We start from the raw sequence: 13,973 nt of genomic DNA, 5'->3' as shown, positions 1-13,973 counted from the left end.
CTATGCTCGCGCGATGCCCGGCCGCTTCGACCACCTGCCCAATCGCCGCGCGATCGTCGATCGCCGCCTCCTTGCCGAAACGGTCGCGTCGATGGACGCGACGGGGACGCCGCTGCGCATCGAGGTCGCCCGGCTGCTCAAGAGCGCGCTCGCGGCGGGGCGGGAAGAGATCGAGCGGCGGCTGCTCGCCCATCCGTCGCGCGGGCTGGAGGCGTCGAACGCCCAGGCCTATCTGGTCGATCAGCTACTGCGCGTGCTCTTCGACGTCGCGACGCAGCGGCTGCACCCGTTGCACAATCCCACCGCCGGCGAGCGGCTGACGCTGATCGCGGTGGGTGGCTACGGGCGCGCGGAGATGGCACCCTATTCGGATGTCGACATCGGCTTCCTGACGCCGGGCAAGCAGACGCCCTGGGCGGAGCAGGTGATCGAATCGATGCTCTATGCGCTGTGGGACGTCGGGCTGAAGGTCGGCCATTCCAGCCGCAGCATCGACGAGATGGTGCGGCAGGCGAAGGCGGACGGGACGATCCGCACCGCGCTGCTGGAAGGCCGCTACGTGACCGGCGACACCAGCCTGTACGACGAGGCGTCGCGCCGCTTCCATGCCGAGGTGCAGCACGGCACCGAACGCGCCTTCATCGCCGACAAGCTGGCGGAGCGCGACGCGCGGCATCGCAAGATGGGCGACACCCGCTATGTCGTCGAACCCAACGTCAAGGAGGGCAAGGGCGGCCTGCGCGACCTGCACGCGCTGTTCTGGATCGGCAAATACGTCTTCGACGTCCAGCAGGGGCGGGACCTCGTCGAAGCGGGGCTGCTGACGCAGGACGAATATCGCCTGTTCCATCGCGCCGACAATTTCCTGCAGGCGGTCCGCTGCCACCTGCACAGCATCACGCGCCGGCCCGAGGACCGGCTGACCTTCGACGTGCAGCGCGAGATCGCCGCGCGGATGCGTTTTTCCGATCGCCCGGGCAAATCGGCGGTCGAACGGTTCATGCAATATTACTTCCTGCAGGCGCGCACCGTCGGCACGCTGACCGGGCTGTTCCTCGCCCATCTCGACGAAAGGTTCGCGGCACGGGGGCGGCGCTACGGTCTGCCGACGATCCGCCGCCGGCCGCGCAAGCTGCACGGATTCGTGCTCGACCGCGGTCGACTCGCGATCCCGAGCGACGATTTCTTCCGCGAGGATCCGGTTCGGCTGGTGGAAATCTTCCAGCTCGCCGACCTGCATGGGCTGGAGATCCATCCGCTCGCCTGGCGCGCCGCGACGCGCGACGCCAAGCTGATTGACGAGCATCGCGCCGACCTGCGCGCGAACGCGCTGTTCCTCGACGTGCTGACCAGCCCGCGCGATCCCGAACTCGTACTGCGCTGGATGAACGAGGTCGGCGTGTTCGGCCGCTTCGTGCCCGACTTCGGCCGCGTCGTGGGGCAGATGCAGTTCGACATGTATCACCATTATACCGTCGACGAGCACACCATCCGCGCGATCGGACTGCTCGGCCAGATCGACCGCGGCGCGCTGAAGGCGGATCATCCGATGGCGTCGGCAATCATCCGCCAGATCGTCTCGCGCCGCGTGCTCTATGTCGCCGTGCTGCTCCACGACATCGCCAAGGGGCGCGGCGGCGACCATTCCATCCTGGGCGCGGAGGTCGCCGAGCGGCTGTGCCCGCGCTTCGGCCTGACCCCGGCCGAGACGGAGACGGTGTCCTGGCTGGTCCGGTATCACCTGCTGATGTCCGCAACCGCGTTCAAGCGCGACCTGGCGGATTTCAAGACGATCCTCGATTTCTGCGCGACCGTGCAGAGCGCGGAACGGCTGCGGCTGCTGCTGTGCCTGACGATCGTCGACATCCGCGCCGTCGGCCCCGGCACCTGGAACGGCTGGAAGCGCCAGCTGCTGGGCGACCTGTACGAACAGGCCGAGGAAGTGCTGCGGCTGGGCCACAAGCAGCGCGGCCGCGGCGAGCGGATCAGCGCGAAGCAGCAGGCGCTCGGCGTGGCGCTGGGCTGGGACGATGCGACCTATGCCGCGTTCGTCCGCCGCTTTCCCGAAGCCTATTGGATCGCCGAGCCGGAGGACGTGCTGCTCCGCAACGCGCGCTTCATCGCCGAGGCGGGGGACGCGCGGCTGGCGATCGACGCGGCGGTCTATCCCGAACGCGGCGCGACGATGGTCACCATCTATGCCGCCGACCATCCCGGCCTGTTCTATCGCATCGCGGGCGCCATCCATGTCGCGGGCGGCAACATCATCGACGCACGCATCCATACGACACGCGACGGCATGGCGATCGACAACTTCCTGGTGCAGGACCCTCTGGGCCGACCGTTCGACGATCCTGCCCAGCTCGCACGGCTGAAGACCGCGATCGACGATGCCCTCGCCAACCGGGGCAAGCTGGTCGATCGGCTCGTCGCGAAACCGGCGGCGCGGACGCGGGCGGACGCATTCGACATCGCGCCGAACGTGCTGATCGACAACCATGCGTCCAACCGTTTCACGGTCGTCGAGGTCAATGCGCGCGACCGGCCGGCCTTGCTCAACCAGCTGGCGCACGCGCTGGTTCAGTCGAAGGTGACGCTGCATTCGGCGCATGTCGCGACCTATGGCGAGCGCGCCGTCGACACCTTCTACATCACCGACCTGACCGGCGACCGCATCCTCGCCCAGCCTCGCTTGAAGGCGCTGGAGAAGCGATTGCTCGCGGCCGCGGCGGGAGAGGATGCCGCCTTGGCGGCCTGAGACCGCGCTCTGACGTCGCACGACCGCGTGACACGGGTCGCGGTTCGCACCGCCACGAAGAAGCGGCGGCGCATCGCTACGCCGCCGCCCCCTCCCCCATCGATGGGAACCTGGTGTGCGATCCAGCTAGGTCGGATCGGGGCGGTGCCGGCCCTCACCCCCAACCCGGCCGCCCATCCAGGATATGCTGGTCGGGCGGCCGCGTGGGGTGAGGACCGGCGCCGCGTCCCCGCACGTAAATCAGACTTCAGAAGCGGATACGGGCCGTCACGCCATAGGTGCGCGGTTCCGCGAGGAACGAGGTGAAGATCTGGTTCGACGGCGAGGTGCCGAGCTTGATCGTCGAGGCGAGGCTGCCCGAGCCCTGGAACGGCGCGTTGAAGGCGACCTGCTCGTACCGCGTGTTGGTCAGGTTCTGGCCCCAGAACTCCAGCGCCCAATGCTGGTCCGGCCCACGGATGCCGATGCGCGCGTTGAGCAGGAAGAAGCCGTCCTGGCGCTTTTCGTAGAAGAGGTCGGAGCCGGTGTTGTAGTCGCTGGTCATGCGGCCATCGACATAGAAGAGGCCGGTCAGGCCCGACGCGCCGAGTTCCGGCGTGAAGGTCATCGACGACGTCACCGTATGGCGGGGCGCATTCGACAGCTGGCTGCCGGGGAGCAGGAACAGCTGTGCGTCGAGCGCCTCGCCCGAGTCGCTGCCCACCAGGTTGTGGCGGAAATGCGTGTCGGCGAGCGTGTAGCCGAGCGCGAACGACAGGTCCTTCGCCGGGAAGAGCCCCGCCTCGAGCTCGATACCCTGGCTGAGCACGCCATAGCCCGTCTTGCCGGTGCAGGCACCGGTCGTCGAGCTGCCGTCCTGGTCCGCGCCGTTGAGGCTGTTCTGGCAGGAGGTGATGTTCTGGACGATATAGTTGGTGCCGTTGAAGGTGTTCAGCTGGAAGTTCTTGAACTCCTGGCGGAACGCGGCCGCGTTGAAGGTGAACTGGCGGCTGGTGTACTTCAGGCCCACTTCATAGGCGTTGACCGTTTCCGGGTCGAAACGCAGGCGGCTGGCATTGGCGTTCGTCGGCGGCGCGAAGACGTTCGACGTCAGGTCCGACCGGTCGAGATTGTAGCCGCCCGCCTTGTAGCCGCGCGAGTAGGAGGCATAGACCAACAGGTCGCTGGTCGGCTTGTAGGAGATGACGCCGGTGCCGGTGAACTCGCCCTCGCTGAGCTTGTCCTGCGGCGTCAGCGCGTTGATCGCCGAGCTCGAGTTGCCCGTGCAGGTTAGCGTGATGATGCCGCCGATCAGCGGCTGGAGCGCGGCGAGCGCCGGATTGGCGAGCAGTGGGCTGAGCGCCGCCTGCTGCGCCGGGCAGATCGTGTTGTTGTTGTTGAACGTCGCGCGGAAATCCTTGCGCTCGTGCGTGTAGCGAAGGCCGGCGGTGATCGACAGCTTGTCGGTCACCTTGAAGATGTTGTGCGTGAAGAAGGCGTAGTTCTCGCTGTCCTGGTAATAGCGCGAGTTGGTGTCGCCGACGTTGTTGACGGTGCTGAGGCGATCGATGCCCGGCAGCACCAGCGCCGCGGCCGCGCCGAGGCCCGCGCCGACGGCCTGGCGCCCGCTCGCGCCGCCGAGCGCCGCGAGCGGCGTCGTGCCGAGACAGCCCGGCTTGGTCGGATCGCGCAGCGCCGCGAGCGGATTGATCGTCGCGATGATGCGGCAGGCGGCGAAGGCGCCATATTGCGTGCCGAACTTCAGATTGTCGGCGACGACCAGGTTTTCCTTCGAATAATAGCCGCCGATCAGCCAGTTGAGCTTGTTATCGAACGCCTCGCCGTTGAGGCGCAGTTCCTGAGTGAAGGTATGGAACTGGCGATAGGCATTGCCGTCGTCGGGGCGATAGCCGATGTCGAGGTTGCCATAGTCGATATCGGCGGCACCGCCCGACTTGTACTCGCGATAGGCGGTGATCGACGTGAGCCCCGCGCCGCCCAGATTCCAGTCGAGCTGCGCCGACCCGCCATAATCCTTGGTGACGTTGCTATAGGCACGGCCGGGGGTGTTCGCGATCCGGCGATTGTACGGATCACCGAGGCTCGGGAAGACCGCGCCGAGCTGCTGCATCACCTGGACGATGCGGTTGCCGTTGGGATTGATCGTGAAGTCGCCGGGGACGCCGGGCGTCGGGTCCAGCTTTTCGCGCGTATCGATGTAGACGGCGCCGCAGCACTTCTCGTTGCGCCACGTATAGTCGCCGATCAGGCGCAGCGAGATGTCGGACGTCGGCTCGAACAGCAATTGCCCGCGCACGAAGAAGCGGTTGCGGTTGTTGTAGTCGGTGTTGTTGACGACGTCGCGATAGAAGCCGTCGCGCTTGTTGTAGACGCCGTCCAGCCGGAAGGCGAGCATGTCCTTGATGATCGGTCCGGTAAGCGCCCCGGCGAGGCGGACGGCGTTGTAATTGCCGTACGTTCCCTCCGCATAGCCGCCGAACGTGTACGAGGGCGCCTTGGTGATGATGTTGATCGTGCCGGCGGACGCGTTGCGGCCCGACAGCGTGCCCTGCGGCCCGCGCAGCACTTCGATGCGGTCGACCTCGCCGATGTCGTTGAGGCCCGAGCCGGTGCGGCTGCGATAGACGCCGTCGATAAACACGGCGACCGAACTTTCGAGGCCCGGGTTGTCGCCGACCGTGCCGATACCGCGGATACGCGCGGAGGCATTGGCCTCCGAACCGGTCGAGGAGACGAGCAGCGACGGCGTGAGCTGCGTCAGCTGGCGGATGTCGGTGGCACCGGAATTCTCCAGCGCCTGCGAGCTGACGGCGGAGACGGCGATCGGCACGTTCGACAGACGCTCGGCGCGGCGGGTTGCGGTGATGACGATGTCGCCCAGGTTGCTCGCCCCCTGTCCGACCGGCGGCAGCTGCCCCGCGTCCACCGAACCATTGGCGGTGGCGGAGGTGCTGGTCTGCGCCTGCCCCTGCGTCGTTGGCGCATCGGTCGGCGGAGCATTGGTCTCCTGCGCCGACACGACGGTGGGGGCGGCCAGCGCGATGGTTGCGGCCGAAAGCAGATACGCGGTCAGGCGCATGGGCATCCTCTCCTGTTTTTCCGTCATGCTTTGCATATCCGGGTCGAAGACAGGCTAGGGTCGCTGCGGGGCCGGCGTCTACCCTTTTCACGTTCCGGTCATCAACCAAACCCGATTTTCAAAGTCGGTGTCGCCAAAGCGCAACACTGTAGGTCGGCATTGCGGACCCGTTGTTCGAAAATTTCGTGGAAGAAGGGCAGGAGGCATGCCGGATCGTCGTCGAGACGATCCGCGGCGCGTACCGCGTGCATCACGCGGGAAGCACAACAAAGACGCGCCCCGACAGATACTTAGAGCCGAATCCCGTCGCGCGGAAGCGATGCCGGCCGTTTCCCCACCCAGCTGCGCGCCCAGCGCATCGTGGATAGGCAGCGGGGTGGAGGTAAGGGCCGGCAACGCCCCAATCCAGCCTTGCTGGATCGTACATCGCAGCCGGGTCGACCGCAGTGGACGCGACGCCGCCGATCAACCGGAGCGGCCGGCGTCTGGCCACGCCGTCGGGATGGCATGTGTACAAGCAGCACACGAGCGAGGGAGACATATGAATGCACGGATACCGCCCAAGCGCCAACCGCGAGCGGTATCCGGGATGATGTCGAGGGGCGGGACGGTATGCCGCCGACCGGACGGCGCCGCTCGCGCGCCATGGGCCCTTCGAGCCCTGGTCGAGAGACACGGACCCCGGAGCGATGACAGTCCGGACCGGCGAAGACGTCCCCCTCGCCCGAGGGGGACGCAGCGTTTATTTTGGCGCGAGCACCATGAGCATCTGGCGGCCTTCCATGCGCGGATAGGCCTCGACCTTGGCGACCTCGGCGACCTGCTCGGCGACGCGCTGGAGCACGTTCATGCCGAGCTGACCGTGGCTGAGCTCACGGCCGCGGAAGCGCATGGTAACCTTGACCTTGTCGCCTTCCTCGATGAACTCGACGACCTTCTTCATCTTGGTGTCATAGTCGTGGTCGTCGATGTTCGGACGCATCTTGATCTCCTTGATCTCCTGCGTCTTCTGCGACTTGCGGGCGAGGTTCGCCTTCTTCTGCGCCTCGTACTTGTACTTTCCGACGTCGAGGAACTTGGCGACGGGCGGATCGGCGTTGGGCGACACTTCGACGAGATCGAGGCCGACTTCCTGCGCCTGCGCGATCGCCTCGCGCGTGTACATCACGCCAAGATTCTCGCCCTCATGGTCGATCACGCGAACCTTGGGGCTCTGAATCCACTCGTTGAACCGAGGGCCGTTCATCGGTGGCGCCTGCATCGGCCGGCGCATCATGGGAGGACGTATGGGTGTAGCTCCTGTAGTGGTTTGCCACGCATATAGGCTATAATCGCGCCGATTTGAAGGCTAGTCGAGGTCGGCGAGCCGAATCGTCACGCCCGCGAGCAACGCGGCGACCGGCTGATCCGCCTCATGCTCGTCGACGTCGGTATAGCGGCCGTCCACGGGTGCGCGATGCGTACGGACCGTCTGCCGCACGGCGTCGACGACCCAATAGTCCCGAACGCCATGCTCGGCATAGAGCGGCGCCTTCACCCGCAGGTCGTAGCCGAGCGAGCTGTCCGCGACCTCGATCACGAGCAGCAGATCGGGTCCGCGCACCTGACGCGGCAACCCGCCCTTCTTCCAGACGGCGAGGTCGGGCTCGAGCAGCCGCACGGGCGACAAGGTGACGGATGGTTCCACGAACAGCCTCAGGTCATCCGGCAATGCGCGTACGAGACCGCGGTTCAGCCGGGACTTCATCACCTCGTGCCAGTCCGCCTTCGCCGCCGCCATCGGCACGATCTCCCCGTCGATCAGCTCGAAATTCTCGGTCTCCGCGAAGACGCCGGCCGCAGTCAGATCATAGACCTGATCGACCGTCAGATGGGCGGGGATCGCGCCAGCCTTGATGTCCTGGAGGATCGTCATCTCGTCTCCCTACCGCAGATCGGGCGGAGTCGCCTCCTCGCGCAACATAGCGATCGCCTCGTCCAGCGTCACGATCTGCTGCGCCTGGCTGCCCAGGCGGCGGATGGCGACCTTGCCCTCCTCCGCCTCGCGCTTCCCGACGACGAGCAGCACCGGCACCTTGGCGACCGAATGCTCGCGCACCTTGTAGTTGATCTTCTCGTTGCGCAGGTCGGTCTCGACCCGGATGCCCGCGGCGCGCAGCGTCGCCGCCGCGTCGCGCGCATAATCGTCAGCGTCGGAGACGATCGTCGCCACCACCGCCTGCACGGGGCTCAGCCACAAGGGGAAGCGGCCGGCGTGATGCTCGATCAGAATGCCGATGAAGCGCTCGAACGTGCCGAGGATCGCGCGGTGGAGCATCACCGGCCGGTGGCGGTTGCCGTCCTCGCCGACATAGCTCGCGTCGAGCCGCTCGGGCAGCACGCGGTCGGACTGGATCGTGCCGACCTGCCAGGTGCGGCCGATTGCGTCGGTCAGGTGGAATTCGAGCTTCGGCGCGTAGAAGGCACCCTCGCCCGGCAGTTCCTCGAACTTCGCCTTGATCGCGTCGGACAGGCCGGAGGCGAGCACCGCCTCGCGCAGCTCGGCCTCCGCCTTGTCCCACATCGCATCGTCGCCGAACCTTTTCTCCGGGCGCAGCGCGAGCTTGACCGCATAATCCTCGAAGCCGAGGTCGCGGTAGACGCTGTCGAGCAGCTCGCAGAACTTGCGCACCTCCTCGACCAATTGGTCCTCGCGCACGAAGATGTGCGCGTCGTCCTGCGTGAACTGGCGGACGCGCATGATGCCGTGCAGCGCGCCGTGCGGCTCGTTGCGGTGGCAGCAGCCGAATTCCGCCATGCGGATCGGCAGGTCGCGATAGCTCTTGATCCCCTGCTTGAAGATCAGCACGTGCGCCGGACAGTTCATCGGCTTGAGCGCCATCAGGTCGCCCTCGCCCGACAGGACGGCGCCCTCCTCCTCGGTATTGGGCACCTCGTCGGGGACGACGAACATGTTCTCGCGATACTTGCCCCAGTGGCCGGACTGTTCCCACTGGCGGGCGTCCATCAGCTGCGGCGTCTTCACCTCGGCATAATCGGCGGCGTCGAGGCGGCGGCGCATATAGGCCTCCATCTGCCGCCACAGCACGAAGCCCTTGGGGTGCCAGAACACCGACCCCTGCGCTTCGGACTGGAGGTGGAACAGGTCCATCTCCGCGCCGATCTTGCGATGGTCGCGCTTCGCCGCCTCTTCCAGCATGAACAGATGCGCGTCGAGCTGCTTCTTGTTCAGCCAGCCGGTGCCGTAGATGCGGCTGAGCATCGCGTTGTTCTGGTCGCCGCGCCAATAGGCGCCCGAAACGCGCGTCAGCTTGAACGCCTGCGGGTCGAGGCGACCGGTCGAGGGCATGTGCGGCCCCCGGCACATGTCGAGCCATTCGCCCTGGCGATAGATGGTCAGTTCCTCGCCATCGGGCAGTTCGGCGGCCCATTCGGCCTTGAACGTCTCGCCTTGGCGGCGCCACGTCTCGATCAGCTGTTCGCGGCTCCACACCTCGCGCGTGAACGGCTCGTTCCGCGCGATGATGCGGCGCATCTCCGCCTCGATCGCGGGCAGGTCGTCCTCGGTGAAGGGACGATCTTTCGGCGCGAAATCGTAGTAGAAGCCGTCGTCCGTCGCCGGGCCGAAGGTGATCTGCGTGCCCGGAAACAAGTGCTGCACCGCTTCGGCCATGACATGCGCGAGGTCGTGGCGGACGAGCTCGAGCGCATCGGCCTCGTCCTTCGCGGTGACCAGCGCCAGATGCGTGTCGCCGTCGAACGGACGGTTGAGGTCCCGCACCTGTCCGTCGATGCGCGCGGCGATCGCCGCCTTGGCAAGGCCGGGTCCGATCGCGGCCGCGACGTCCGCGGGGGTAGTCCCCGGCGCTACCTCGCGGACGGAACCGTCGGGCAACGTGATGCGGAACATTTCGACCGTGTGGGCAGACATGATGGACTTTCGGCTTTGGGGAAGAGCGCGAATTATCTCCGTAGACGTCTATTTGCAATTCCTCCCCGCCACGCGGGGAGGGGAACCGCCAGCCGACAGGCTGGTGGTGGAGGGGCAGCCACGCAGGGCAATGCATGCGGCTGCCCCTCCACCACCCGGCTACGCCGGGTGGTCCCCCTCCCCTGCTTCCGCAGGGGAGGAATGCGTCACGCGACGCCGAACGGCACGATGCGGTTGCTCTGCGTATGGCCGATTTCCGCCCGGCCCAGATAGGGCACGCCGAGGTCCCCGCACCAGCGCCGCACCATCGCCTCGACCGGCTCGTTCCATTCGGGCTCGTTGGGGGTGACGGCGGTCACGGCGCCCAGCCTGACCCCGGCGAGCCCCTTCAACTGGGTCGCATGCCCCATGTGGAAGAGCAGCCGGTCGATATTGTACATCGGCTCCGACACCTCCTCGATCAGCAGGACGTGGTCGGTCAGGTCGGGCAGCCAGGGCGTGCCGATCAGCGCGCCGAGGATCGACAGGTTGAACGCCGCCGCCGGCCGGCCGTCGAGCCCGGGCTCCAGCCCGCTACGGTCGCCGCGCGCCAGCCAGCCGAGCGAACGGGCGATCGTCGCATCGCCGTGCTGACGACGGATGTCGCTCGCCATCGGCCCGTGGCACGGGCGGCCGATCCGCCGCGCATAGAGCGCGCCGAGCAGGAACCCCATGTCGGAATAGCCGAGATAGGCCTTGTGCCGCGCCGCCGGCCCGAGCCGGGGCATCACCAGCGGCAGGATGCGGTTCGAGCCATAGCCGCCGCGCAGGAACCAGATGGCGTCGAAGCCGGGATCGTTGGCGAATTCGAGGAAGGCGTCGGCGCGGCGCGCGTCGGAGCCGGCGAAATGGCCGTCGCGCTCCCAGCATTGCGGGTGCACGACGAGGTCGACCTCCGGATAGGCGAGCACCGCGAAGGCGAGGAACGGCGCTTCCGCCTCCTGGTTGCCGATGCTGGCCGGGGCCACCACGCCGATCCGCATGTCGTCTTCGCACCCCCATCCATCGGGGGCGCCTTGCCCCCGACCCGCCGCCCGGATAGCGCGGGCGCATGGCGAACGGCAACAACGGGCCGCTGGACGGGCGGCGCTTCTTCCTGGTGGGCATCGGCGGATCGGGAATGATGCCGCTGGCGATGATCCTGGCGGGCCGGGGCGCGACGGTTGAAGGCTCCGACCGCGGGCTCGACCAGGGCCGCGTGCCGGCCAAGTTCGCGGCGCTGTCGGCGCTGGGCATCCGCCTGCATCCGCAGGACGGCAGCGGCGTCGTCTCCGCCGACCAGGTCGTCGTCGCCTCCGCCGCGGTCGAGGACAGCGTCGCCGACATCGTCGCGGCGACCCGGCTGGGCTGTACCCGGATGACGCGCGCGCAGCTGCTCAGCGACCTGTTCAACGCCAGCGGCCTGCGCATCGGTGTCGCGGGGACGAGCGGCAAGTCGACGGTGACGGGCATGATCGGCTGGATCCTGCACGCGACGGGGCGCGATCCGACGGTGATGAACGGCGCGGTGATGACCAATTTCGCGCGGCCCGATGCGCCCTTCGCAAGCGCGCTGGTCGGAATCCCTGGCGCCGGTGGCGGCGATACCTTCGTCAGCGAGGTCGACGAGAGCGACGGGTCGATCGCTTTCTATCGCCCGAACATCGCGGTGCTGAACAACGTCAGCCTCGACCACAAGGGCCTGGACGAGCTGCGCCAGCTGTTCGGCGATTTCGCCGGGCGGGCGACGACGACCGTGATCAATGTCTGCGACGAGGAAGCCGCCGCGCTTGCCGCCCGCCTGCCGCGCGACACTCTGTTGACCTTCGCCGTCGACGGCCCGGCCGACATGACCGCCGAGGCGCTGGCCCCGGAACCCTTCGCCATCGCTTTCGACCTCGTCATGGGCGGGGCGCGGCGCCGCGTGCGGCTGGCAGTACCGGGGCGGCACAATGTCGCCAACGCACTCGCCGCGATCGGCGCCGCCATGGCCGCGGGCGTCGACCGTGACGAGGCCGTGCGCGCGATCGAGGGATTCACCGGGTTGAAGCGCCGGTTCGAGAGGGTCGGCACGATCGGCGAAGGCGCCGCCGGCATCACCGTCATCGACGATTTCGGGCACAATCCCGACAAGATCGGCGCGACGCTCGACACGCTGCACGCCTTTCCCGGCCGGCTGCTGCTGCTGTTCCAGCCGCACGGCTATGGCCCGCTCAAGGTGATGCGGCGGGAGCTGGTCGACAGCCTCGCCACGCGGCTCGCCCCGGAGGACGTTCTGGTGTTGCCCGATCCCGTCTATTTCGGCGGCACCGTCGCGCGCGAGGTGACCAGCGCGGACATCGTCGCCGACCTCGTCGCGCGCGGCTGCGACGCCCGCCATGTCCCCGACCGCGCCGACGCGGCGGCGATGCTGGTCGCGGAAGCGAAGCCGGGCGATCGCATCGTGGTGATGGGTGCGCGCGACGACACGCTCGGCCTGCTGGCGCGGGAGATGATGGAAAGCCTCCGCGCCAAAACGTAAAGTCCGCTTGACGTAAAGCTCACTTTCCATGTAAAGCCTCCTTCACATCGAGTCGAAGGAGGTTATCGTGACCTGCACGCCCGCCCAGCGCCGCTACAACCGGCGCATCATCGTCCTTTCCATCATCTACGCCGCCATCCTGCTGCCGGTGTGCTGGGTGTTCGTGCGGCACCTTGCGTCCGGCCCGCTCGCCTATGCCCTGGGCGTCGCGCCCGCGCTTCCGGTGTCCGGCTTCTTCGCGGTCATCGGCCTGTATTTCGTCGAGGAAACCGACGAATATCTGCGGATGCTGATGGCGCGGCAGGTGATCGTCGCGAGCGGCCTGGCGATGACGGTGGCGACCTTCTGGGGCTTCCTGGAGAATTTTGGGCTGGTCCCGCATCTCGTCGCTTATGCCTGGCCGATCGTCTGGTTCGCCGGACTGGGTGTCGGCGCCCTCGTCAACAAGCTGATCGACCGGAGCGCGGCATGAACAACCGCCTGCGCGTGCTGCGCGCCGAGCGCGGATGGTCGCAGCAGGACCTTGCCGAGCGGCTGGAGGTCAGCCGGCAGAGCGTCAATGCGATCGAGACCGGTCGCTACGACCCGTCCCTCCCCCTCGCCTTCCGCATCGCCGAGCTGTTCGGCCTCGCCATCGAAGACGTGTTCGTCAGCCCTTCCAAGGAGTCCGCATCATGATCCGTCACCTGCCCCTGCGTCTCGCCGCTTCGCTGCTGACGCTTGCCGTCGTGCTCCAGCCCGCCGCCCGTGCGACCGCCGCCCCCGCCGCGAAGGCCTCGCCCGCCACGGCGGCAGGCGCGACGGTGCGGCTGCCGCACGTGTCGATCCGCTCGGTCGGCACGGGCAGCCCGGTGGTGCTGATTCCCGGCCTGTCCTCGCCCGCCGCGGTATGGGACGCGACGGTGGCGCAGCTCTCGCCGCGCCACCGCGTCATCGTCGTCCAGGTCAATGGTTTCGGAGGCGACGCGCCGGGCGCCAATCTGTCGCCCGGTATCCTCGACGGCGTGGTCGCGGACCTGCACGGCTATCTGGCGCGCGAGACGCTGACCAAGGTCGCGCTGGTCGGCCATTCGATGGGCGGCCTGCTCGCGCTGAAGACCGCACTCGCGCATCCCGGCGATGTCGGGCGCATCATGATCGTCGATTCGCTGCCCTTCTACGGCCGGTTGTTCGGGCCGCAGATGACGGTCGCCGCGATCGAGCCCCGCGCGCGGGCGATGCGGGACATGATGGTCGCCCGCTACGGCAAGCCGGCCGACCCCGCCGCCGATGGCGCGCTGGCGGCGCAGATGGCAGCCACCCCCGCCGCGCGCGAAGCGGTCGCCGCCTGGGTCGCCAAGGCCGACATGCGGGTCAGCGGGCAGGCGATGTACGAGGATCTGACCACGGACGTCAGTGACGACCTGCCGCGGATCACCGCGCCGGTGACGTTGGTGGTGCCCTATAACGCGACCCTGCCGCAGGCGACGGTCGATACGCTGTATCGCGACGCCTATAAGGGGACGGCGACGCTGAACGTCGTCGAAGTCGCCGACGCGGCCCATTTCGTCATGCTCGATCGCCCGCAAGTCTTCGCTGGCGCGCTCGAAGACTTCCTGCGCTGAAATGAACCATTTTTAACGAAGCGCGGACTTGACCCCCGCCCCCCGGCCGCGTCACCTTCGCG

At 67.6% G+C, this 13,973-nt stretch carries 10 protein-coding genes; 5 read left to right on the top strand and 5 right to left on the bottom strand.

The window, feature by feature from the left end; all coding sequences use genetic code 11:
* Positions 1–13: 13 nt before the first annotated feature.
* Positions 14–2,758 (top strand): [protein-PII] uridylyltransferase, encoded by a 2,745-nt coding sequence (locus tag IQ292_RS09875; RefSeq protein ID WP_203310159.1) that lies wholly within the window; start codon positions 14–16, stop codon positions 2,756–2,758.
* 247 nt (positions 2,759–3,005) lie between these two features.
* Here IQ292_RS09875 and IQ292_RS09870 read toward each other — a convergent pair whose 3' ends face one another.
* The 5 genes from IQ292_RS09870 to IQ292_RS09850 all read right to left on the bottom strand — a co-directional run bounded on the left by IQ292_RS09870 (position 3,006) and on the right by IQ292_RS09850 (position 10,790).
* Entirely contained in the window at positions 3,006–5,837 is a 2,832-nt protein-coding gene (locus tag IQ292_RS09870) for a TonB-dependent receptor (protein ID WP_203310158.1), read from the bottom strand.
* A gap of 742 nt (positions 5,838–6,579) precedes the next feature.
* On the bottom strand, positions 6,580–7,113 hold the full coding sequence (gene infC / locus IQ292_RS09865; protein WP_203310157.1) for a translation initiation factor IF-3: 534 nt from the start codon (positions 7,111–7,113) through the stop codon (positions 6,580–6,582).
* A 72-nt stretch (positions 7,114–7,185) separates the two neighbouring features.
* On the bottom strand, positions 7,186–7,752 hold the full coding sequence (locus IQ292_RS09860; RefSeq protein WP_203310156.1) for a Uma2 family endonuclease: 567 nt from the start codon (positions 7,750–7,752) through the stop codon (positions 7,186–7,188).
* Positions 7,753–7,761: 9 nt separating this feature from the next.
* Positions 7,762–9,747, bottom strand: coding sequence for a threonine--tRNA ligase (gene thrS, locus IQ292_RS09855; protein ID WP_420853686.1), 1,986 nt, complete (start codon positions 9,745–9,747; stop codon positions 7,762–7,764).
* Between the two features lie 227 nt (positions 9,748–9,974).
* A complete protein-coding gene (locus tag IQ292_RS09850; RefSeq protein WP_203310154.1) occupies positions 9,975–10,790 on the bottom strand; it encodes an LD-carboxypeptidase in 816 nt (271 codons plus the stop codon).
* 68 nt (positions 10,791–10,858) lie between these two features.
* Here IQ292_RS09850 and IQ292_RS09845 point away from each other — a divergent pair, with 68 nt between their 5' ends.
* The 4 genes from IQ292_RS09845 (at position 10,859) to IQ292_RS09830 (ending at position 13,911) form a co-directional block, all read left to right on the top strand.
* Positions 10,859–12,307 (top strand): glutamate ligase domain-containing protein, encoded by a 1,449-nt coding sequence (locus IQ292_RS09845; protein ID WP_203310153.1) that lies wholly within the window; start codon positions 10,859–10,861, stop codon positions 12,305–12,307.
* 67 nt (positions 12,308–12,374) lie between these two features.
* Positions 12,375–12,779 (top strand): hypothetical protein, encoded by a 405-nt coding sequence (locus IQ292_RS09840; protein WP_238940975.1) that lies wholly within the window; start codon positions 12,375–12,377, stop codon positions 12,777–12,779.
* Positions 12,776–12,985 (top strand): helix-turn-helix transcriptional regulator, encoded by a 210-nt coding sequence (locus tag IQ292_RS09835; RefSeq protein WP_203310152.1) that lies wholly within the window; start codon positions 12,776–12,778, stop codon positions 12,983–12,985. Before IQ292_RS09840 ends, IQ292_RS09835 begins: the two co-directional genes overlap by 4 nt.
* The gene (locus IQ292_RS09830; protein ID WP_203310151.1) at positions 12,982–13,911 is read left to right on the top strand and encodes an alpha/beta fold hydrolase; all 930 of its coding nucleotides are present in this window, start codon (positions 12,982–12,984) and stop codon (positions 13,909–13,911) included. The genes IQ292_RS09835 and IQ292_RS09830 overlap by 4 nt, the downstream gene beginning before the upstream one ends.
* Positions 13,912–13,973: the final 62 nt, after the last annotated feature.

The organism is Sphingomonas beigongshangi (assembly GCF_016820445.1).
GTDB classification, from domain to species: Bacteria; Pseudomonadota; Alphaproteobacteria; order Sphingomonadales; family Sphingomonadaceae; genus Sphingomonas; species Sphingomonas beigongshangi.
The sequence above is the reverse complement of the archived record's forward strand: the minus strand, read 5'-3'. Positions and strand labels throughout refer to the sequence as shown.